The sequence below is a fragment of the Streptomyces sp. NPDC004065 genome, assembly GCF_044903565.1.
Lineage (GTDB): Bacteria > Actinomycetota > Actinomycetes > Streptomycetales > Streptomycetaceae > Streptomyces.
This window is the reverse complement of record NZ_JBJDQT010000005.1, coordinates 21,733-42,233: the sequence shown is the minus strand read 5'-3', so window position 1 is coordinate 42,233 and position 20,501 is coordinate 21,733. Positions and strand designations below refer to the sequence as shown.

Below are 20,501 nucleotides of genomic sequence, written 5' to 3'. Positions count from 1 at the left end.
CACCCGGCGCACCCCGCGGGCCGGGTGGCCCCGGACACGGCAGAAGAGGGCCGCCCGGTGACCCCGGCGCCCGGGAACGGAGAGGCCCGATGACCACAGCCCTGCTGCGCACCGCCGACGAGCTGCACGCCCGCGCGCGCACCGGCCGCCGTGCCGTCGTGATGACCATGGGCGCGCTGCACGAGGGCCACGCCGCCCTGATCCGCGCCGCGCGGGAGATCGCGGGCGCCGAGGGCGAGGTCGTGGTCACCGTCTTCGTCAACCCGCTGCAGTTCGGCGCGGGCGAGGACCTGGACCGCTACCCGCGCACCCTGGAGGCCGACCTCAAGGTCGCCGAACAGGCGGGCGCCGACGCCGTCTTCGCGCCGTCCGTGGAGGAGGTCTACCCCGGCGGCGAGCCCCAGGTCCGCATCGGCGCGGGCCCCATGGGCGCGCGGCTGGAGGGCGCCTCGCGCCCCGGCCACTTCGACGGCATGCTCACCGTCGTCGCCAAGCTGCTGCACCTGACCCGCCCCGACGTCGCCCTCTACGGCCAGAAGGACGCCCAGCAGCTCGCCCTGATCCGCCGCATGGTGCGCGACCTGAACTTCGGCGTGGACATCGTCGCCGTGCCGACCGTGCGGGAGGCCGACGGCCTGGCCCTGTCCAGCCGCAACCGCTACCTGTCCCCCGCGGAGCGGCGCACCGCGCTCGCGCTGTCCCAGGCCCTGTTCGCGGGCCGCGACCGGCACGCCGCCCAGGAGGCGCTGCGCGCCCGGGCCCGCGAGGTGCCCTCCTCGCGGGCGCGCGCCGAGGCGCTCAGCGCGCTCGGGGAGTCCCGCGCCGCGGCCGACGCCGCCGCGGTCGCCAAGGCGTCCCCCGGTGCGGCGGCCGCCGTCCGCGCCGCCGCCCGGCAGGTACTGGACGAGGCCGCGCGCCTGACCCCGCCGCTCGAACTGGACTACCTGGCCCTCGTCGACCCCGCCGACTTCACCGAGATCGGCGACGACTTCACCGGTGAGGCCGTCCTCGCCGTCGCCGCCCGGGTCGGCACGACCCGGTTGATCGACAACCTGCCCCTCACCTTCGGAACCCTCGGAGCCGCCTCGTGACCAGCACAGGCATACGACTGCACGCGCCCGCGCCCGGGTGGTCCATCGACGCGGACGTGGTGGTCGTCGGCTCCGGCGTGGCCGGCCTGACCGCCGCCCTGCGCTGCGAGGCCGCGGGCCTGACGACGGTCGTCGTCACCAAGGCCCGCCTGGACGACGGCTCCACCCGCTGGGCGCAGGGCGGCATCGCCGCCGCCCTCGGCGACGGCGACACCCCCGAGCAGCACCTGGACGACACCCTGGTGGCGGGCGCCGGCCTGTGCGACGAGGAGGCCGTGCGCATCCTCGTCACCGAGGGCCCCGACGCCGTACGGCGGCTGATCTCCACCGGCGCCCACTTCGACACCGACGACGAGGGCGGCATCCAGCTCACCCGCGAGGGCGGCCACCACCGCCGCCGGATCGCGCACGCGGGCGGCGACGCCACCGGCGCGGAGATCTCCCGGGCGCTCGTCGAGGCCGTACGCGCGCGCGGGCTGCGCACCGTCGAGAACGCGCTGGTGCTCGATCTGCTCACGGACGCCGACGGCCGCACCGCCGGCGTCACCCTGCACGTGATGGGCGAGGGCCAGCACGACGGCGTGGGCGCCGTGCACGCGCCCGCCGTGGTGCTCGCCACCGGCGGCATGGGCCAGGTCTTCTCCGCGACCACGAACCCCTCCGTGTCCACCGGCGACGGTGTGGCGCTCGCCCTGCGGGCCGGGGCGGAGGTCTCCGACCTGGAGTTCGTGCAGTTCCACCCGACGGTGCTGTTCCTCGGCCCGGACGCCGAGGGCCAGCAGCCCCTCGTCTCCGAGGCGGTGCGCGGCGAGGGCGCCCACCTGGTCGACGCCGACGGCGTGCGCTTCATGACCGGGCAGCACGAACTGGCCGAACTCGCCCCGCGGGACATCGTCGCCAAGGGCATCATGCGCCGTATGCAGGAGCAGGACGCCGAGCACATGTTCCTCGACGCCCGCCACTTCGGCGCCGAGATGTGGGAGCACCGCTTCCCGACGATCCTGGCCGCCTGCCGCGCCCACGGCATCGACCCGGTCACCGAGCCCGTCCCGGTCGCCCCGGCCGCCCACTACGCCTCCGGGGGCGTGCGCACCGACCCCCGGGGCCGCACCACCGTCCCCGGCCTGTACGCCTGCGGGGAGGTGGCCTGCACCGGCGTGCACGGCGCCAACCGCCTCGCCTCCAACTCCCTGCTCGAGGGCCTGGTCTACGCCGAGCGCATCGCCGCCGACATCGCGCGCGAGCGGTCGGAGAACGGCCTGCACGCGCGCGTGCCGCGGCCCGTGCCGTACACCGACCGGCCCGCGCACCCCCTGCTCGCCCCCGAGGCCCGGTTCGCGATCCAGCGGATCATGACCGAGGGCGCGGGCGTGCTGCGCTCCGGCGCGTCCCTCGCCGGGGCCGCCGAGCAGCTCGAGCGGCTGCACGCCGAGGCCCGCGGCGCCCTCGAGGAGAACGGCAAGACGGCCGAACCCGGCGTCGACACCTGGGAGGCCACCAACCTGCTGTGCGTGGCCCGTGTCCTGGTGGCCGCCGCCCGGCTGCGCGAGGAGACCCGCGGCTGCCACTGGCGCGAGGACCGCCCCGAGCGCGACGACGCCCACTGGCGCCGCCACATCGTCGTACGGCTGAACCCCGACCGGACGCCCGTGGTGCACACCACGGACACGGCGGACTTCCCCCCGACCCGCCCCGAGGCCCCCGCGCCCCGCCGCCCCCAGGAGCAGTGACACAAGTGAGCCCCGAAGAACTTCCCCTTGCCTCGAACGGCGGCTGCTGCGGCGGCGACGGCTGCGGCTGCGGCGCGGACGCCGACGAGGAGTACCTGGAGTGCGGGCTCGACCCCGCGCTCGCCCAGCTCCTGGCCGAGGCGCACCTCGACCCCGTGGAGGTCGAGGACATCGCCAACGTCGCCATCCAGGAGGACCTGGACCACGGCGTGGACGTGACGACGGTCGCGACCATCCCGGAGACCGCCGTCGCCACCGGCGACTTCACCGCCCGCGAGGCCGGCGTGGTGGCCGGCCTGCGCGTCGCCGAGGCCGTGCTCTCGGTGGTGTGCACCGACGAGTTCGAGGTCGAGCGGCACGTGGACGACGGCGACCGGGTGCACGCCGGGCAGAAGCTGCTGTCGGTCACCACGCGCACGCGCGACCTGCTGACCGCCGAGCGCAGCGCGCTCAACCTGCTGTGCCGGCTGTCCGGCATCGCCACCGCCACGCGCGCCTGGGCGGACGCCCTGGAGGGCACCAGGGCCCGGGTGCGCGACACCCGTAAGACCACCCCGGGCCTGCGCTCCCTGGAGAAGTTCGCCGTCCGCTGCGGCGGCGGCGTCAACCACCGCATGTCGCTGTCGGACGCCGCCCTGATCAAGGACAACCACGTGGTGGCCGCGGGCGGCGTCGCGGCGGCCTTCAAGGCCGTGCGCGAGGCGTTCCCGGAGGTGCCGATCGAGGTCGAGGTCGACACCCTGCACCAGCTGCGCGAGGTCGTGGACGCGGGCGCGGACCTGATCCTGCTGGACAACTTCACGCCCGTCGAGTGCGAGGAGGCCGTGGCGATCGTCGACGGCCGCGCGGTGCTGGAGGCCTCGGGGCGGCTCACCCTGGAGACCGCCCGCGCCTACGCGGAGACCGGCGTGGACTACCTCGCCGTGGGCGCCCTCACCCACTCCTCGCCGATCCTGGACATCGGCCTGGACCTGCGCGAGGCGGAGTAGGTACCGGTCATGCTGCTGACGATCGACGTGGGCAACACCCACACGGTGCTCGGGCTGTTCGACGGGGAGGACATCGTCGAGCACTGGCGCATCTCCACGGACGCCCGCCGCACCGCCGACGAGCTCGCCGTGCTGCTGCAGGGCCTGATGGGCATGCACCCGCTGCTCGGCGACGAGCTGGGCGACGGCATCGACGGCATCGCCATCTGCGCGACCGTGCCGTCCGTGCTGCACGAGCTGCGCGAGGTGACCCGGCGCTACTACGGCGACGTACCGGCCGTCCTGGTCGAGCCCGGCGTGAAGACCGGCGTGCCGATCCTCTTCGACAACCCCAAGGAGGTCGGCGCCGACCGGATCATCAACGCGGTCGCGGCGACCGAACTGTACGGCGGCCCCGCGGTGGTCGTGGACTTCGGCACCGCGACCACCTTCGACGCGGTGTCCGCGCGCGGGGAGTACGTCGGCGGGGTGATCGCGCCCGGTATCGAGATCTCCGTGGAGGCGCTGGGCGTCCGGGCGGCGATGCTGCGGAAGATCGAGGTGGCCCGGCCGCGCAGCGTGATCGGCAAGAACACGGTCGAGGCCATGCAGGCGGGCATCGTCTACGGGTTCGCCGGACAGGTCGACGGAGTGGTCAGCCGCATGGCCCGGGAACTGGCCGACGACCCCGACGACGTGACCGTGATCGCGACGGGCGGCCTCGCCCCCATGGTCCTCGGCGAGTCCTCGGTGATCGACGAGCACGAGCCGTGGCTCACCCTCATCGGCCTCCGCCTGGTCTACGAACGCAACGTGTCCCGCGGGTGACCGCCACCCACGGGTGACCACCACCTGCGGGTGACCACCACCCGCGGGTGACCACCACCCGTGGGTGTCCTCCGCGGGGCGCCCTCCGGGCCCGGCGCCCCGTAGCCGCCGGCTCCCGCACCCGTGCCCACGCCGACCCTCGCGTGCCGGCGTGCGCGTGCGGGGGTCGTGCGGGGTCGGAGCGCGGGGCGCCCCCGCCCCCGCCGCACGACGAGCCCCACGCGCGTGCGCCGCACCTGTGCGGGGCGGGACGAGGAGGCGGCACGGCGCGTGCGCCACGTGCGCCGGACGGCAGCCGGGATTCCCCGCACCGGCCCCTTGCGCCCGCGCCGCCGTACCGGCGGCCGCCCGGCGTCCCCGCGGGCCCTGGTCTCCGCCGGGCGCCGACGCCCGTGCAGGGCGCCGGAGCGTCGCGCTCCCTGCGCGCGCACGGACATCCGCGCGGGTCCTCGTGGTGCGCGCGGGTGCTCGCGCGCCGGGTGCCCACGTGTCACCTGCGCGTCTTATGTCGAATTTGTCTGATTAGCGCGTATCGTCGGCCTATGCCCACGCCATACGGAACCCGCGGCGGCATGGTGTTCGGCGCGGAGGAGCTGCGTGTGCTCCGCCGCGCCCTCACCCTCGCCCTTCACGCCCGTCCCGCCCGCGCCGAGGACCTGCGGGAGTGCCTCAGACTCGCCGAGTCGCTCGACGAGGCGCTGTACGAGGGCGCCCGGTCGCGCGCGTTCCTGGAGGCCGAACTCGCCCGCTACCGCGAGGCCCTGCCCGGAACCGCCCTCGGCTACTTCGCGCTCCTCGAAGAGGCCCTGGACGCCGGTCTCCGGCCGGGTTCCGACGACCTCGCCGCCCTGGGCGCCCTGCGCGGCACCCCCGCCGCGGCCGCCCTGCTGCACCGCTGCCGTGTCCTCGCCGGGCAGCCCACCGGCCAGGAGGCAGGGGCGGACGGCGGCTCCCGGCCCGTGCGCGCGAGCGTGCCCGCCCCCTCGGCGGCTCCCTCGGGCGCCATGCCGTACCGCCCGGCCACCGCCCGTACGGCCGCCGCCGTCCCGGCCTCCCGCAGCCCCCTGCGGCGGGTGTGGCCGGCGGCCTCCGGCGGGGAGCCGGCCAAGAAGCCCGCGCCGAAGCCCGGGCAGCGCCCCGCTCCCGCCCAGCCGTCCCCGTCCCCGGCGCCCGCCCCCGGGGCCCCCGAGCCCGCCCGGCGGCCCATCCCCACGCCCGGCGAGGTCTTCCCGCGCCGCAAGCCCGCGCCGCCGTCCGGGGATCCGCAGCAGCGGCTCGCCGCGGTGTAGCGGTCCGGGCCACCCCGCCCCTGTTTGTCCCGCCGCCCTGGCTACCCTGGACCCATGGACTACGTCTCCGCGCTGCTCCCCCCGGTCGTCATGGCCGCGTTCTTCATCGGCCTCGTCCGGGTGATCGTGAAGACCCAGGGCGGCGCCAACAAGGCCAAGGAGGACGCGGCCGTCGACGCCGCCGTCGCGCGTACCCAGGGCGGCCCGCGGGCCTCCTCCGGCGGCGCCGCCCCGACCGACGCCTGACCGGCCGTCTCCACCGACGCCTGACCGTCACCGGACCCGCCCGGCGGGTCGGCCGGGCCGGCCGCGGTGGCCCCGGCGCCGACGGGCGTACGGCCCGGTGCGCGCCGTGCGCCCGGCCGTGCGCGCCACGCACCGTGCCGCACGTCCCTTTTGTTCGTTTCTGTCACAAAAAGCGCACGTCGGCACGCCATGTGCGCCGTCTCCCACTATTGTGCTGAGTTGTGCCTCGCCCATTGGGAGAACTCGAAGACGCGGTCATGACGCGGGTGTGGAAGTGGAACCGCCCGGTGACCGTTCGGGAAGTCCTGGAAGACCTTCAGCGGGAACGGTCCATCGCGTACACCACGGTGATGACCGTTTTGGACAATCTCCATCACAAGGGCTGGGTGCGCCGCGAGGCCGAGGGCCGGGCCTATCGATATGAGGCGGTGTCCACCCGGGCCGCCTACGCCGCCGCACTGATGAACGACGCCTGGTCCCAGAGCGACAACGCCGCCGCGGCTCTCGTCGCCTTCTTCGGGATGATGAGCGATGAACAGCGGCAGGCCCTTCGGGACGCCGTTCGCATCGTCGAGGGAACCACCGGAGGCCTCACCGAGGACGCCGCGGGGGGAACCGGCGGCGGAACGGGCGCGACGGCGCCGGGCGGAACACCCGAAGAGAAGACCGAAGTCACCGGCGAAGTCCCGGACACGGCCGGCGCGGATACCGCCGATAGCGCCGCGGCGGCCGATACGGCCGAAACCCGTGACGAGAACCCCGGGTCGGCGCGGGGCGGTCGCGGGCGATAGCGTCCGCACATGTCCGCAGAGCAACCCGAAGTCACCGCAAAAGCCGTCACCGTCCGGCGGGCCAGGACCGGCGATGTACCGGCGGTGCGCCGGCTGCTCGACGCGTACGCGCGCGAGCGCATCCTGCTCGACAAAGCGACCGTGACGCTTTACGAGGACATCCAGGAGTTCTGGGTCGCCGAACGGGACGACAACGCCGAGGTCGTCGGCTGCGGCGCACTGCACGTGATGTGGGAAGACCTCGCGGAAGTGCGCACTCTCGCGGTGAAGCCCGGCCTGAAGGGCGCGGGCGTCGGCCATCAGTTGCTGGAGAAGTTGCTGCAGACCGCGCGCTGGCTCGGTGTTCGCCGGGTTTTCTGCCTGACCTTCGAAGTGGACTTCTTCGGGAAGCACGGCTTCGTGGAGATCGGTGAGACGCCGGTCGACACCGATGTCTACGCGGAGCTGCTGCGTTCCTATGACGAGGGCGTCGCGGAGTTCCTCGGTCTCGAACGAGTGAAACCGAACACCTTGGGCAACAGCCGGATGCTTCTGCATCTGTGATCGCCAAGGGGCGTCCGGGATCCACGGACCGGGGAAGCCGTATTCACACCGTCCGGCCCTGCCCGGGTTCGCTATGTCCGAAACGCGCATGTTTCCGGCCGGGTGTGCGGTCGCTCTTCCCCCAGGGGTTTGTGTTTTTCCCGCAAAAGCGGTTTGCTTTCCGACGTACTGCAGTACTGCATATAACAGGGGACGGCTAAACGGCGGACGCCGACCACCCCCCGGTCCTCACGTTATCGATGAAAGGAAATCCGGTGGCACAGAAGGTTCAGGTCCTTCTTGTCGACGACCTCGACGGCGGCGAGGCGGACGAGACCGTGACGTTCGCGCTGGACGGCAAGACCTACGAGATCGATCTCACCACCGCCAACGCGGACAAGCTCCGCGGCCTTCTCGAGCCGTACGTCAAGAGCGGCCGGCGTACCGGAGGCCGCGCTTCGGGCGGCCGTGGAAAGGCGCGCGCGGCTTCCGGCGGCAGCCAGGACACCGCGCAGATCCGTGCCTGGGCGAAGGAGAACGGCTACGAGGTCAACGACCGCGGACGGGTCCCCGCGTCCATCCGCGAGGCGTACGAGAAGGCCAACGGCTGACACACGGCGGCCGTGGGCCCGGAAGCCGAGGGTCTCCCCGCGGCTACCGGGACAGCGCGACCGGCTGTGCGCACGCGCGCCGCAGCCGGATCCGGTGGCACTCGGCGGCGGCCGTGTCCACCAGCCGTACGAGATCGGGGACGCCCGCACGTCCCCCCACAGCCGAGAGCCCCGGCAGCGAGGCCTCGACCTCGCGACCGGGCTCGGGGGGCCGCAGCCACACGGCGGCCCCCTGTGATCCGCGACGCTCCCGCGCCGGCGCCCACGCCCCGGCCGGATCCGCGCCGGGGCGGGGCCCCGTGCCGTCGCGACGCCCCGCGCCGGGGCAGGGCCCCGCGCCCAGTCCGCAGCCGAGTCCGCAGCCGAGATCGCAGCCGGGTCCGCGGCAGGACCGCCCGCCGGGCCGCGGCCCTTCGCCGGACCCGGGCCCGGACCCCGCGTCCGTCGCCCGTCGCGCCCCGGGCACCCGCACCGTCCCCGTGCTGGACGCCGTCCCCGCGCCGGAGGTCGTGACCCCGCCGGGCGGTGCCGGGGCGTCCATGAGGGCGCCCGCGCCCAGCGCCACCAGGTCCAGGTCCACGGCGCCCCACTCCAGCCACTCCAGCAGCCCGGGCACCTCCTCCGCGCCGCCCGCCGCCACCAGCAACTGCATCCGGTCGGCCCGCACGGCGACCGGGGAACCGGGACCCAGACGGCGCAGCGCCCCCCGGCCCGCCTCCACCGGCAGGTCCAGGACGTCGAAGCGGTGGCCCACCACAAGTCGTACCGGTGAACCGGGCACCGTCGGCCACCCCAGTTCGTTCTCGTACCAGTGCCGCACCGCCCCCTCGCCGGGGCCGGGCGGCCGACGGGGGACGGGAACCGGAAGCGGGACGGAGGAGAGGCTGCCGACCATGCAGGGTGCAACCGCCGGACACACCCCAGGGTTACGCTGGGTGTTCGCGCGCGGACGATCTGTGCCGGGCAAGGGGGCGCGCGCGTGGGGGAGGGGGCGCGAAGTTGTTCGCCCATAGCGGAGGGAACGGGGGCGCGCGGCATGGAGTGTCAGTCCGTACGGGTAAGACATCCCTAGTGGGAGGGGGCGACGCGCAGGCCGTACCCGGGCGCAGGAGTCTCACGTTCGCCATCGGCGTACTGGCGACTGGGGTAACTGCCTGGCCTGCGGGAACATCGTCTCGCACCATCGGGTTGGAGCAGATGTCGGCGTTCGGGGTCAGGAGGCCATCGACGGTGTCGGCAGTTGGAATGAGCGGTCCCCGCTTGCGGGACTAAGCTGCGGAAGGACAGGGAGGGGAAGTTCCCCCCACTGCCTGACCGCTCTGAGGAGCGATTAACGATGTTCGAGAGGTTCACCGACCGCGCGCGGCGGGTTGTCGTCCTGGCTCAGGAAGAAGCCCGGATGCTCAACCACAACTACATCGGCACCGAGCACATCCTCCTGGGCCTGATCCACGAGGGTGAGGGTGTCGCCGCCAAGGCCCTTGAGAGCCTCGGGATTTCGCTCGAGGCGGTCCGCCAGCAGGTGGAGGAGATCATCGGCCAGGGCCAGCAGGCCCCCTCGGGCCACATCCCCTTCACCCCCCGTGCCAAGAAGGTCCTGGAGCTGTCGCTCCGCGAGGCCCTTCAGCTGGGCCACAACTACATCGGCACGGAGCACATCCTGCTCGGCCTGATCCGCGAGGGCGAGGGCGTCGCCGCCCAGGTCCTGGTCAAGCTGGGCGCTGATCTCAACCGGGTGCGGCAGCAGGTCATCCAGCTGCTCTCCGGTTACCAGGGCAAGGAGACCGCCACCGCGGGCGGCCCTGCCGAGGGCACCCCCTCGACGTCCCTGGTCCTCGACCAGTTCGGCCGGAACCTCACCCAGGCCGCTCGTGAGTCCAAGCTCGACCCGGTCATCGGGCGCGAGAAGGAGATCGAGCGGGTCATGCAGGTGCTCTCCCGCCGTACCAAGAACAACCCGGTGCTGATCGGTGAGCCCGGCGTCGGCAAGACCGCCGTCGTCGAGGGCCTCGCCCAGGCCATCGTCAAGGGCGAGGTGCCCGAGACCCTCAAGGACAAGCACCTCTACACCCTGGACCTCGGCGCCCTGGTCGCCGGCTCCCGCTACCGCGGTGACTTCGAGGAGCGCCTGAAGAAGGTGCTCAAGGAGATCCGTACCCGCGGCGACATCATCCTGTTCATCGACGAGCTGCACACGCTGGTCGGTGCGGGTGCCGCCGAGGGCGCCATCGACGCGGCGAGCATCCTCAAGCCGATGCTGGCCCGCGGCGAGCTGCAGACCATCGGCGCCACCACCCTGGACGAGTACCGCAAGCACCTGGAGAAGGACGCGGCCCTCGAGCGCCGCTTCCAGCCCATCCAGGTCGCCGAGCCGTCCCTGCCGCACACCATCGAGATCCTCAAGGGTCTGCGCGACCGGTACGAGGCGCACCACCGCGTCTCCATCACCGACGAGGCGCTGGTCCAGGCCGCCACCCTGGCCGACCGCTACATCTCGGACCGCTTCCTGCCGGACAAGGCGATCGACCTGATCGACGAGGCCGGCTCCCGGATGCGCATCCGCCGGATGACCGCGCCGCCGGACCTGCGCGAGTTCGACGAGAAGATCGCCGCGGTCCGCCGGGACAAGGAGTCCGCGATCGACTCGCAGGACTTCGAGAAGGCCGCCTCGCTGCGCGACAAGGAGAAGCAGCTCCTGGCCGCCAAGGCCAAGCGGGAGAAGGAGTGGAAGGCCGGCGACATGGACGTCGTCGCCGAGGTCGACGGCGACCTGATCGCCGAGGTCCTCGCCACGGCCACCGGCATCCCGGTCTTCAAGCTGACCGAGGAGGAGTCCAGCCGGCTGCTGCGCATGGAGGACGAGCTCCACAAGCGGGTCATCGGCCAGGACGACGCCGTCAAGGCGCTGTCCAAGGCGATCCGCCGTACCCGTGCGGGTCTGAAGGACCCGAAGCGCCCGGGTGGCTCGTTCATCTTCGCCGGCCCGTCCGGCGTGGGTAAGACCGAGCTGTCCAAGGCGCTCGCGGAGTTCCTCTTCGGTGACGAGGACGCGCTGATCTCCCTCGACATGTCGGAGTTCAGCGAGAAGCACACGGTCTCCCGCCTCTTCGGTTCGCCCCCCGGCTACGTGGGCTACGAGGAGGGCGGCCAGCTGACGGAGAAGGTGCGCCGCAAGCCGTTCTCGGTCGTCCTCTTCGACGAGGTCGAGAAGGCCCACCCGGACATCTTCAACTCGCTGCTGCAGATCCTGGAGGACGGTCGCCTGACCGACTCCCAGGGCCGGGTCGTGGACTTCAAGAACACGGTGATCATCATGACCACCAACCTCGGCACCCGGGACATCTCCAAGGGCTTCAACCTGGGCTTCGCCGCCTCGGGTGACACGAAGACCAACTACGAGCGCATGAAGAACAAGGTGTCGGACGAGCTCAAGCAGCACTTCCGCCCCGAGTTCCTCAACCGCGTCGACGACGTGGTGGTCTTCCCGCAGCTCACCCAGGAGAACATCCTGCGGATCGTCGACCTGATGATCGGCAAGGTGGACGAGCGCCTGAGGGACCGGGACATGGGCATCGAGCTCTCCCAGTCCGCCAAGGAGCTGCTGGCCAAGAAGGGCTACGACCCCGTCCTGGGCGCCCGGCCGCTGCGCCGGACGATCCAGCGCGAGATCGAGGACTCGCTGTCGGAGAAGATCCTCTTCGGCGAGCTGCGCCCCGGTCACATCGTGGTCGTGGACACCGAGGGCGAGGGCGAGGAGAAGACCTTCACCTTCCGCGGCGAGGAGAAGTCCGCGCTGCCGGACGTCCCGCCGATCGAGCAGGCGGCCGGCGGAGCCGGGCCGAACCTGAGCAAGGACGCGTAGCCGGCACGCCGGGCACGCGCCGAAGGGGCTGCCCCGGGACCTGGAGTCCCGGGGCAGCCCCTTTTGTGTGCGTCAGGACAGCTGCCCGTCGTAGTCCGGCAGCTTGAAGGTCTTCTCGGCGTGGCCGCCGGAGAGGTCGGTGGCGCTGTTGCCGATGTTGGCGATGATCGTGTAGCCCTTGGCCTCGATGGCCGCGCGCCTGGCCGTCTTGTAGTCGGCGACGTCCTTGAACAGGTCGAGCAGGCCGCGCACGTACAGCCCGTCGACGCGGTAGCCGTCGTACGCGAGATTGAACTCCGTCGGTCCCTCGACGATGCCGGGACGGGCGGTGACGAAGAACAGCGCGACGCCGTGCTCCTGCGCGTACTGGGCGACCTTCAGCACGGGCCGGTTGGCGGGCTGGGGGTAGCTGAAGCCGAAGTCGGTCTCCAGCGTCGTGTTGTCGATGTCGAAGACGACGGCCCGTTTCTCGCCCGCCCCGCCGTCGGCGATCCGCTGCCGCAGATACGGCAGCGCCTGGTCCATCACGGCCTGGCAGTCGCGCTGCCAGGTGGCGTAGTCGACCTTCCCGGACGTGGCGGCTGTCGCGGTGGCCGGGGCTCCGCCCGCCGTGGCGGAGGCCGGGGCGTCCGTCGCGGCCCGGGCGCCCAGGGGGACGGCCAGGGCCGTGGCGGCGACCGTGGCGACGGCGGTCGTACCGATGCGGCGCGTCCAGGTGCCTGTGGTCATGGGTGGGGGGTCCTCTCGGCGTCGTGGAGCGGCGAACTTTTGATGTGAGCATGCTCGAACGACGTGGTGGCGGGAAGGCGTCTGCACGATTACTTGGCGGTAACTGTGTGGAGACGGGCGCCACATGACCCCCGTCACACGACAAGGGGCCCAAAACCGCCTCACCGGTGATGTGGGGCACAGGCGATTTGTCCCGTACTACGCCACTTAGTACCGGACGGGGATCCGTAAATCGGACATTTAGGGCGGCGAAATGCTCCCTCATGGGGTCTCTACAGGGGGTTTGTCCTAAATAGGAGGCTCGTCAAGAGACGTGCGCCACTGTCCCCTCTTACTACATTCCGTCGTAGTGGGGGTGTTTGAGGTCCGGGGAGCGGCCGGGTTACCAAGGTGGAGCCCGCCGGGCGAAGGCATTGCCAGGCGGCCCCCAACGTCCCCCACCTGCAGAGGTTTAGATGTTCCAGCGCGCCACGTCCCGTTCCGCCCGTGCCACCAAGCTCCGTACCCGCGCCGCCGTCCTGGCCGCCGGCCTGGGCGTCTCGGTCGCCATGGGTGCGGGAGTAGCGTCCGCCGCCGAGACCACGGCGGCTCCCGCCGCCGTCGCCAAGTCGGCCGCCGCCTGGGTCGACCCGGTGAAGAACTACACCCTCAGCGCCAGCTTCAACCAGGGCGGCAGCCACTGGGCGCACAAGCACAGCGGCCAGGACTTCGCCGTGCCGATCGGCACCGAGGTCGTCGCCGCCCACGGCGGCACCGTCGTCAAGGCCGGCCCCTACGGCGGCGGCGACGGCCCCGCCTACGGCAACGCCATCGTCATCAAGCACGCCAACGGCCAGTACTCGCAGTACGCGCACCTCTCGCGCATCGACGTGAAGGTCGGCCAGGTCGTCGCCACCGGTCAGCACATAGCCCTGTCCGGCAACACCGGCAACAGCACCGGCCCGCACCTGCACTTCGAGATCCGCACCACCCCGAACTACGGCTCCGCCGTCAACCCGGTCGCCTTCCTGCGCTCCCACGGCGTGACCGTCTGACCCGGAGCCCTGGAGGCCCGGAGGACCGGACTCCCGGAGCTCCGAAGGCCCCCATGGGCCCGGAGTCCAGGAGCCCCGAAGGCGCCCCCATGGGCTCGGAGTTCCGGAGCCTCGAGGCGTCCCTAGGGCGCTAAGTCCCGGAGCCGCCGGAGTCCGCGGATCCCGCAAGCCCGGGATGCCGCGCGCATCGCACCGCCGCCCCGCCGCATGCCGGCGCAGGGCGGCGGTTCCGTGTCGTCAGTCCCTGTGGGCGCCCTGGTGTGCCTGGGTCACCAGGTCGATGGCGACCTCGAGCACGGCCTTGCGCCGGTCCTCCGGGTCGCCCTCGAGGTCCTGCATCACGAACATCCCGGCGTGCAGCGTGAACAGGGCGCTGACGCAGCGCACCTGGTCCGTCAGGCTCGCCTCCGGGTCGATGATGATGTCCCGCAGGCCGCGCATACGGTCCTTGAAGGTGTCCCCGATGCGCAGCTCGCGCACGGTCGCCTGGTTCTCCTGCATGAAGCGGAACAGGGGCTCCGCCCCGGCCAGCGCCTGGCTGTAGCGGCGGACGATCTCCTGCTTGGTCTCCAGCGTGTGCGGCTGCCGCCGCCCCCACTCGATCAGTTCCTCGATCGGGTGCGTCAGGTCCTCGAAGAGGCTGACGATGATCTCTTCCTTGGTCTTGAAGTGGTAGTACAGCGCCGCCTTGGTGACGTCCAGGCGCTCGGCGATCTCGCGCAGGGAGGTCTTCTCGTACCCCTGCTCGGCGAAGAGTTCGAGCGCCACGTCCTGGATGCGCTGGCGGGTGTTCCCGCGGCGCTGCTGCCTGGTGCCGTCCATGGTGCCGCCCATTCTCGTGCTCCTCGCGCTCCCGGAGAGGTTACCTGCCGACCGGCCGGCAAAACTTACTTGACGCCCGGCTAGTTGGCGGTCTACCTTCCGGAGTGTAGTCACTTGCCGGGCGGCAAGTAAGTGGGAGTAGCTGGGGGAGTGGGACGGATGGCGGACACCGCGAAAACGAGGTCGGAGCAGTCGGAACACCCAGGGCAGCCGGAACCGGCGGGACAGCCGGAGCAGCCCGGGGACGCGGACAAGCAGCCGAGGAGCGTGCGGGTCGTCCTGCTCGCCCTGATGATCGCGATGATGCTCGCGATGCTCGACAACATGATCGTGGGCACCGCGATGCCGACGATCGTCGGTGAGCTCGGCGGTCTGCAGCACCTGTCGTGGGTGGTGACCGGCTACACCCTCGCGACGGCGGCGTCCACCCCGCTGTGGGGCAAGCTGGGCGACATGTACGGGCGCAAGGGCGCCTTCATGACCTCGATCGTGATCTTCCTGGCCGGCTCCGCGCTGAGCGGCATGGCGCAGAACATGGGCGAGCTGATCGGCTTCCGCGCGGTCCAGGGCCTGGGCGCCGGCGGTCTGATGGTCGGCGTGATGGCCATCATCGGCGATCTGATCCCGCCCCGGGAGCGCGGCAAGTACCAGGGCATGATGGCCGGCGTCATGGCGCTGGCGATGATCGGCGGACCGCTGGTGGGCGGCACCATCACCGACAACTGGGGCTGGCGCTGGGCCTTCTACATCAACCTGCCGCTCGGCGCCGTGGCGCTCGTCGCGGTCAGTGCCGTGCTGCACCTGCCGAGGAAGCGCTCGCAGGCCCGGATCGACTACCTGGGCGCCGCGCTGCTGACCGTGGGCATCAGCGCCATCGTGCTCGTCACCACCTGGGGCGGCACGGAGTACGCCTGGACCTCCGCGCGGATCATGGAGCTGACCGCGATCGGCGTGGTATCGCTCATCGGCTTCGTCTTCTGGCAGACCAGGGCCGCCGAGCCGATCGTGCCGCTGCACATCTTCCGCAGCCGCAACTTCAGCCTGATGTCGCTGATCGGCTTCATCACCGGCTTCGTGATGTTCGGCGCGGTGCTCTTCCTGCCGCTGTACCAGCAGTCGGTGCAGGGCGCGTCCGCGACCAACTCCGGTCTGCTGCTCCTGCCGATGCTCGGCGCGATGATGGTCGTGTCGCTGATCGCCGGCCGGGTCACCACCGGCAGCGGCCGCTACAAGGTCTTCCCGATCGCGGGCGGCGTCCTGATGATCGCCGGGCTGTACCTGCTGTCCCTGATGGACACCGGCACCTCCCGGGTGACCTCCGGTCTCTACATGGCGGTCCTCGGCGCCGGCATGGGCTGCCTGATGCAGATCACCATGCTGGTGGCGCAGAACAGCGTGGAGATGCGGGACATGGGCGTGGCCTCCTCGTCCACCACCCTCTTCCGCACGCTGGGCTCGTCCTTCGGCGTGGCGATCATGGGTGCGCTGTTCAACAACCGGGTCCAGCACGAGATGGCCGAGCGGGCCGGCTCCCTGGGCTCGAAGATCACCGAGCAGTCGGCGCAGCTGGACGCCAAGAGCCTGCAGAAGCTCCCGGCGGTGGCCCGGGAGGCCTACCAGCACGCGGTGGCCTCCGGTACGCACTCGGCCTTCCTGCTGGGCTCCGCGGTCGCGGTGATCGTCCTGGTGGCGGCGCTCTTCGTCAAGGAAGTACCGCTCAAGGGCGCCGGCCCCGCTCCGGCCAAGCCCGGGGACCAGGACGCCGCGAGCGACGCGACGGCCCGTGCGAGCGTGACGGAAGCGGTCTGACCGCCGCGTCGTCGGCCCTGGCAGTGGCCGGGGGCGGTGAGACCGCCGCCCGTCCCGTGAGCAAGCCCCCCGGCAGGTGTCCGCCCCGGGGGTTCGCCGTAGCCGTACCGCCGTACCGCCGTGCCGCCGTACTGCCGCACCCGGCGCACCCGGCGCACCCGGCGCGCACGAGGGGAGCGCCGGCCCGTCACAGCCCGCCGTGGGGCACCTGGCCGTGCCGCCCGCCGGTCATCGTCCGCCGTCGGCCCCCTGGCCCGGGAGGAGGGGGTAGCTGCCGGTGTTGGTGGGGGCGTGCTCCGGGAGCCAGAGGACGGCCACCGCGCCCTCGGACGGAATGTGGTCGGGGGCACCCGCGGGGCGCACGTTGCGGAAGGTGAGGCGGGCGCCCAGCACGCGCGCCTGGCCGGCGGCGATGGTCAGGCCGAGGCCGTGGCCGCGCCCGGCCCGGTCCGCGCTGCCGGTGCGGAACCGGCTCGGGCCCTCGGCGAGCAGCTTCTCGGGAAAGCCCGGCCCGTGGTCGCGCACCCGGATGACCCGGCCCTCGACGGTCACCTCGATCGGCGGCCTGCCGTGCCGGGCGGCGTTGGCGAGCAGATTGAACAGCACCCGCTCCAGTCGCCGCGGGTCGGTCGTGACCATCGACTCGTGCACCACCCGCACCTCGACACCCGGGTCCTTGGCGGCCACCCGGCGGGCGACGAACTCGCCGAGCAGGATGTCCTGCAGCTCGGCTCGCTCGGAGGCGCCGTCGAGCCGGGCCACCTCCAGGACGTCCTCCACCAGCGTGCGCATGGCCTTCGCCCGGTCCATGACCAGCTCCGTCGGGCGGCCGGGCGGTAGCAGTTCGGCCGCCGTCAGCAGCCCGGTCACCGGGGTGCGCAGCTCGTGCGCGATGTCGGCGGTGACCCGGCGCTCCGCCTCCAGCCGCTGCTGCAGCGCGTCCGCCATCGCGTCCACCGCGCGCGCCAGGTCGTCGGTCTCGTCCCGTACGACACCGCCGATCTCCTCGCGCACCCGTACGTCCGTCTCGCCCTTGGCGACCCGGTTCGCCGCGGCGGCCGCCTTGCGCAGCCGGCGCGAGAGCTGACCCCCTATGAGCACACCGAGCGCGCTGCCGCCGAGGACGACCGAGATCGAGCCGATGACCAGCGCCTGGTCGAGATCCTTGAGGATGTTGGTGCTGCGGTCGGTGAAGTGCGTGTGCAGGGACAGCACGTGCCCGTCCTTCAGCGGTACGGCCGCCCATATGTCGGGCACGTTGCCCCGGTGGTCGGAGACGTAGGTGGCGCGCCGGCCCTGGCGGACCTTCTGCCGCAGCGCGGCCGGCAGCTGCGGGTCGTCGACCTTGGCGTCGGCGAAGTTCGGCTTGCGGCCGGGACGCTCGTAGATGCTCTGGGCGATCCGGATCCGGGTGTCGGCCAGGTCGCGGGCGTTGTCCAGCATCGACACCCGGGCGGCGTTGTGCACCACCAGGCTCAGCGCCACCGCCACCAGCGCGCCGACCAGCGCGATGGCCGCGCTGAGCTTCCACCTCAGTCCCGTGCGGATGTCCGCGCGCTCCAGCCGCCCCGGAATCCGGCGCCGTGTTCTGCCCCGCATGCCCGCCCCGCTCAGGCCTTCAGCTTGTAACCGAAGCCGCGGACCGTCTCGATGCGGTCCTGGCCGATCTTGGCGCGCAGCCGCTGCACGTGCACGTCGACGACCCGGGTGTCACCGCCCCAGCCGTAGTCCCAGACGCGTTCCAGCAGCTTGTCCCGGGACAGCACCGTGCCCGGCGCGGAGGAGAACTCCAGGAGCAGCCGCATCTCGGTGGGGGTGAGCGCCACCGGCTGCCCGGCCCGCCGCACCTCCATGCCCTCGGTGTCGATCTCCAGGTCCCCGAAGGTCAGCACCCCGCCGTCCATCGGGGAGGCACCGGCGTCGGCGCGGGCACCGCCCGCGTGCCCGAACCGGCGGAGCACCGCGCGGATCCGGGCCACCAGGACGGCGCCGTCGAACGGTTTGGTGACGTAGTCGTCGGCCCCCGCCTCCAGGCCGAGGACGACGTCGATGGAGTCGGCCCGCGCGGACAGCATGATCACCGGCACCGTCGACTCGTCGCGGATGCGGCGGCACAGGCTCACCCCGTCCAGACCGGGGACCATGACGTCCAGCAGCGCGATGTCGGGCCGGTCGGCCCGGAACGCCTCCAGTCCCGACAGCCCGTCGGGCATGGCCGTGACCGCGAAGCCGTCCCGCTCCAGGGCGAGCTGTGTGGCCTCACGGATGACGTCGTCGTCCTCGACGAACAGGACGTGGGTCTGCTCTGCCATCCCGGTGCTCTCAGTCCTCGTGTGCTTCTCGTGGTGCGGTGGCGTGGGCGGTGGCGCTCGGTGACGGGGCGGACGCGGCGGACGCCCCGCGCACGGTGCGCTCACTGTGTGGACGCCGCTGGGGCGCTTCGCGTTCACTCGTGACCGGTTCACCCTGGAATCGGACCGGCGGACCCGATCGGTTCACGCCGCCGGCATTCTCCCGTCGCGGTGGTCGCCGGCATTCTCCCGCCACGGTGGCCGCAGGCCGTCACCGGCCCCCCCTCGCGCTCAGCTGTCCGGCGCCGGGGACGGCCCGCCCCCGACGGCCTTGCTGTACTCGTTGCGCGTGCTGAACTCCATGGCGAACCTGCCCTGCGTCCAGCGGTAGGTGATGACGTCCTCGCCGGAGGGGTTCGACACCGGGTCGCCCCTCTCGTACACCTGCCGGGTCACCACGAGGTCCCCGCGGTCGATCTCGGCGTAGACGGGGGGCTCCTCGGCGCGGAAGACGCTGCGGTAGCCGCTGCCCTGCGCCCGGTACACATAGGCGCCCACGCCCACCGCGTCCCCGCAGGTCAGCACATTGATCACGATGTCGTCGACGGAGCCGCCGGTCAGGTCGCCGTAGGAGACGTCGACGGGGTACTCGTCCGCGACGCACGGCTTGAGCGCGCGTTTGACGGCGGGGGAGACCTTCGGGTCGGCCTTGATGAGCCGGACGGCGTCCACCCGTCGCGGAGTGTCGGCGGGGCTGGGGGAGGGGCTGCTCGCGGCGCCCGCCACCGAGTCGGCGTGCGCCGGGCCCTCGTCGCGTGCGCCGGTGCCGCCCGTCCCGCAGGCGGACACCAAAAGGGCCAGGGCGGCGAGCACGGCCACTGCCGTGATCGCCGCCTGAAGAGTGTCTTGGGCCCGGGTGGGCCCGGGGCCGGTCAGGCCGCGCAACGCTCCCGCTCCTCACGCTCCAGCGCGCGTGCGTCCAGATCGCGGGCCTCCAGCTCCTCGCGGAGCCGGGCGAGCGCCCGGTGCAGCGTGCTCTTGACCGTTCCCGCCGACATGCCGAGGGCGGCGGCGGTCTCCTCGGTGGACATCTGCTCCCAGTGTCGCAGCACGACGACACTGCGCTGCTTGGGTGCGAGAACTTTCATGATGTCCATGAGGAGCGCGCGGTCGGCGTGCTGCTCGGTGGCGTCCTCCACCGACGCCTCCGGGAGCTGCTCGGTGGGGACCTCTTCCAGCTTGCGGGCCCGCCACCACTCGGTCCGTGTGTTGATCATGACTCGGCGCAGGTAGGCGTCCGCGAGCCGCTTGTCCGCGATGCCCTCCCAGCGGCCGTACGTCCGCACCAGCGCCGTCTGGAGCAGGTCCTGGGCGTCGACCGGGTCCGGCACCAGCCGGCGCGCACTGCGCAGCAGCGCGTCCTGACGGGTGCGCACGTACTCCTCGAACTCGAGCACCTCTCCCTGCGTCATGTTCAACCGCCTCCGTTCCCCGTTCATCCGACCCGGGTACTGCCGGATCACAAAAGCCTGTGGTGCGGACGACTGTGGTCGGCAGTCGTCCGGTGCCGGTCGGGCACGCGAACGAAGTTACGGACGGGTTGTCACGGCGTTGTCCGAAGCAGCCTGCGACTGGCACTCGGCTGTACGTCAGTTGTGTAACGGGCGGGGGAACGGGGTAATGGGGCCGTCCCTATATGGGTTCGTAGGGGATGATTTGCACCCCGGGGTCATCTCCCCGGGGCGCGCGGAGATGTGACACGAAGGCCCGCGACGCCCCCAGGAGCTGTGACACGGCTGTGAGGTGACCGGACGTCAGGCGTGCCGCACGGGCACGACTCCGGCACCGGCGGTCGGTCCGCAAGCCGGGTCCGGTGGC

General features: G+C 72.2%; 19 protein-coding genes. 12 read left to right on the top strand and 7 right to left on the bottom strand.

Annotated elements, in window-relative coordinates:
* Window positions 1-89: 89 nt before the first annotated feature.
* The 9 genes from panC (at window position 90) to ACI2LW_RS08645 (ending at window position 8,076) form a co-directional block, all read left to right on the top strand.
* Window positions 90-1,091, top strand: coding sequence for a pantoate--beta-alanine ligase (gene panC, locus ACI2LW_RS08685; RefSeq protein ID WP_404730448.1), 1,002 nt, complete (start codon window positions 90-92; stop codon window positions 1,089-1,091).
* The gene (locus ACI2LW_RS08680; RefSeq protein WP_404730447.1) at window positions 1,088-2,821 is read left to right on the top strand and encodes an L-aspartate oxidase; all 1,734 of its coding nucleotides are present in this window, start codon (window positions 1,088-1,090) and stop codon (window positions 2,819-2,821) included. The genes panC and ACI2LW_RS08680 overlap by 4 nt, the downstream gene beginning before the upstream one ends.
* Before the next feature lie 5 nt (window positions 2,822-2,826).
* Complete coding sequence (gene nadC, locus ACI2LW_RS08675) at window positions 2,827-3,810, top strand: carboxylating nicotinate-nucleotide diphosphorylase (protein ID WP_404730446.1); 984 nt, start codon at window positions 2,827-2,829, stop codon at window positions 3,808-3,810.
* Between the two features lie 9 nt (window positions 3,811-3,819).
* Entirely contained in the window at window positions 3,820-4,617 is a 798-nt protein-coding gene (locus ACI2LW_RS08670) for a type III pantothenate kinase (protein WP_404730445.1), read from the top strand.
* A 542-nt stretch (window positions 4,618-5,159) separates the two neighbouring features.
* Complete coding sequence (locus tag ACI2LW_RS08665; protein ID WP_404730444.1) at window positions 5,160-5,906, top strand: hypothetical protein; 747 nt, start codon at window positions 5,160-5,162, stop codon at window positions 5,904-5,906.
* A gap of 54 nt (window positions 5,907-5,960) precedes the next feature.
* A complete protein-coding gene (locus ACI2LW_RS08660) occupies window positions 5,961-6,152 on the top strand; it encodes a hypothetical protein (protein WP_404730443.1) in 192 nt (63 codons plus the stop codon).
* Window positions 6,153-6,409: 257 nt separating this feature from the next.
* Complete coding sequence (locus ACI2LW_RS08655; protein ID WP_404730598.1) at window positions 6,410-6,943, top strand: BlaI/MecI/CopY family transcriptional regulator; 534 nt, start codon at window positions 6,410-6,412, stop codon at window positions 6,941-6,943.
* A 9-nt stretch (window positions 6,944-6,952) separates the two neighbouring features.
* The gene (locus tag ACI2LW_RS08650; protein ID WP_404730442.1) at window positions 6,953-7,486 is read left to right on the top strand and encodes an amino-acid N-acetyltransferase; all 534 of its coding nucleotides are present in this window, start codon (window positions 6,953-6,955) and stop codon (window positions 7,484-7,486) included.
* Between the two features lie 254 nt (window positions 7,487-7,740).
* Complete coding sequence (locus tag ACI2LW_RS08645; RefSeq protein ID WP_404730441.1) at window positions 7,741-8,076, top strand: Lsr2 family protein; 336 nt, start codon at window positions 7,741-7,743, stop codon at window positions 8,074-8,076.
* Window positions 8,077-8,119: 43 nt separating this feature from the next.
* Here ACI2LW_RS08645 and ACI2LW_RS08640 read toward each other — a convergent pair whose 3' ends face one another.
* Window positions 8,120-8,971, bottom strand: coding sequence for an SCO3374 family protein (locus ACI2LW_RS08640; protein ID WP_404730440.1), 852 nt, complete (start codon window positions 8,969-8,971; stop codon window positions 8,120-8,122).
* Between the two features lie 441 nt (window positions 8,972-9,412).
* Here ACI2LW_RS08640 and ACI2LW_RS08635 point away from each other — a divergent pair, with 441 nt between their 5' ends.
* Window positions 9,413-11,938 (top strand): ATP-dependent Clp protease ATP-binding subunit, encoded by a 2,526-nt coding sequence (locus ACI2LW_RS08635; RefSeq protein WP_404730439.1) that lies wholly within the window; start codon window positions 9,413-9,415, stop codon window positions 11,936-11,938.
* A gap of 72 nt (window positions 11,939-12,010) precedes the next feature.
* Here ACI2LW_RS08635 and ACI2LW_RS08630 read toward each other — a convergent pair whose 3' ends face one another.
* The gene (locus ACI2LW_RS08630; RefSeq protein WP_404730438.1) at window positions 12,011-12,667 is read right to left on the bottom strand and encodes an HAD family acid phosphatase; all 657 of its coding nucleotides are present in this window, start codon (window positions 12,665-12,667) and stop codon (window positions 12,011-12,013) included.
* A 455-nt stretch (window positions 12,668-13,122) separates the two neighbouring features.
* Here ACI2LW_RS08630 and ACI2LW_RS08625 point away from each other — a divergent pair, with 455 nt between their 5' ends.
* A complete protein-coding gene (locus ACI2LW_RS08625; RefSeq protein ID WP_404730437.1) occupies window positions 13,123-13,701 on the top strand; it encodes a M23 family metallopeptidase in 579 nt (192 codons plus the stop codon).
* Between the two features lie 237 nt (window positions 13,702-13,938).
* Here ACI2LW_RS08625 and ACI2LW_RS08620 read toward each other — a convergent pair whose 3' ends face one another.
* Entirely contained in the window at window positions 13,939-14,535 is a 597-nt protein-coding gene (locus ACI2LW_RS08620; RefSeq protein WP_404730436.1) for a TetR/AcrR family transcriptional regulator, read from the bottom strand.
* A gap of 147 nt (window positions 14,536-14,682) precedes the next feature.
* Between ACI2LW_RS08620 and ACI2LW_RS08615 the strand changes: the two genes are divergently transcribed.
* Window positions 14,683-16,332 (top strand): MDR family MFS transporter, encoded by a 1,650-nt coding sequence (locus ACI2LW_RS08615; protein ID WP_404730435.1) that lies wholly within the window; start codon window positions 14,683-14,685, stop codon window positions 16,330-16,332.
* Between the two features lie 228 nt (window positions 16,333-16,560).
* On the opposite strand, the gene cseC is transcribed toward ACI2LW_RS08615, so the two are convergent.
* The 4 genes from cseC to ACI2LW_RS08595 form a co-directional block, all read right to left on the bottom strand.
* Window positions 16,561-17,931 (bottom strand): two-component system sensor histidine kinase CseC, encoded by a 1,371-nt coding sequence (gene cseC, locus ACI2LW_RS08610; RefSeq protein ID WP_404730434.1) that lies wholly within the window; start codon window positions 17,929-17,931, stop codon window positions 16,561-16,563.
* 11 nt (window positions 17,932-17,942) lie between these two features.
* Entirely contained in the window at window positions 17,943-18,644 is a 702-nt protein-coding gene (cseB, locus tag ACI2LW_RS08605; protein ID WP_404730433.1) for a two-component system response regulator CseB, read from the bottom strand.
* Window positions 18,645-18,914: 270 nt separating this feature from the next.
* Window positions 18,915-19,568, bottom strand: coding sequence for a hypothetical protein (locus ACI2LW_RS08600; RefSeq protein WP_404730432.1), 654 nt, complete (start codon window positions 19,566-19,568; stop codon window positions 18,915-18,917).
* The gene (locus ACI2LW_RS08595) at window positions 19,556-20,095 is read right to left on the bottom strand and encodes a SigE family RNA polymerase sigma factor (protein WP_404730431.1); all 540 of its coding nucleotides are present in this window, start codon (window positions 20,093-20,095) and stop codon (window positions 19,556-19,558) included. Before ACI2LW_RS08595 ends, ACI2LW_RS08600 begins: the two co-directional genes overlap by 13 nt.
* Window positions 20,096-20,501 lie beyond the last annotated feature (406 nt).

Coding starts and splice junctions, on each gene's coding strand:
- ACI2LW_RS08660 (WP_404730443.1), top strand. CDS start 5,961: ATGGACTACGTCTCCGCGCTGCTCCCCCCGGTCGTCATGGCCGCGTTC.
- ACI2LW_RS08640 (WP_404730440.1), bottom strand. CDS start 8,971: ATGGTCGGCAGCCTCTCCTCCGTCCCGCTTCCGGTTCCCGTCCCCCGT.
- ACI2LW_RS08620 (WP_404730436.1), bottom strand. CDS start 14,535: ATGGGCGGCACCATGGACGGCACCAGGCAGCAGCGCCGCGGGAACACC.
- cseC (WP_404730434.1), bottom strand. CDS start 17,931: ATGCGGGGCAGAACACGGCGCCGGATTCCGGGGCGGCTGGAGCGCGCG.
- ACI2LW_RS08625 (WP_404730437.1), top strand. CDS start 13,123: ATGTTCCAGCGCGCCACGTCCCGTTCCGCCCGTGCCACCAAGCTCCGT.
- ACI2LW_RS08615 (WP_404730435.1), top strand. CDS start 14,683: ATGGCGGACACCGCGAAAACGAGGTCGGAGCAGTCGGAACACCCAGGG.
- cseB (WP_404730433.1), bottom strand. CDS start 18,644: ATGGCAGAGCAGACCCACGTCCTGTTCGTCGAGGACGACGACGTCATC.
- ACI2LW_RS08670 (WP_404730445.1), top strand. CDS start 3,820: ATGCTGCTGACGATCGACGTGGGCAACACCCACACGGTGCTCGGGCTG.
- panC (WP_404730448.1), top strand. CDS start 90: ATGACCACAGCCCTGCTGCGCACCGCCGACGAGCTGCACGCCCGCGCG.
- ACI2LW_RS08655 (WP_404730598.1), top strand. CDS start 6,410: ATGACGCGGGTGTGGAAGTGGAACCGCCCGGTGACCGTTCGGGAAGTC.
- ACI2LW_RS08630 (WP_404730438.1), bottom strand. CDS start 12,667: ATGACCACAGGCACCTGGACGCGCCGCATCGGTACGACCGCCGTCGCC.
- ACI2LW_RS08650 (WP_404730442.1), top strand. CDS start 6,953: ATGTCCGCAGAGCAACCCGAAGTCACCGCAAAAGCCGTCACCGTCCGG.
- ACI2LW_RS08635 (WP_404730439.1), top strand. CDS start 9,413: ATGTTCGAGAGGTTCACCGACCGCGCGCGGCGGGTTGTCGTCCTGGCT.
- ACI2LW_RS08665 (WP_404730444.1), top strand. CDS start 5,160: ATGCCCACGCCATACGGAACCCGCGGCGGCATGGTGTTCGGCGCGGAG.
- ACI2LW_RS08595 (WP_404730431.1), bottom strand. CDS start 20,095: ATGACGCAGGGAGAGGTGCTCGAGTTCGAGGAGTACGTGCGCACCCGT.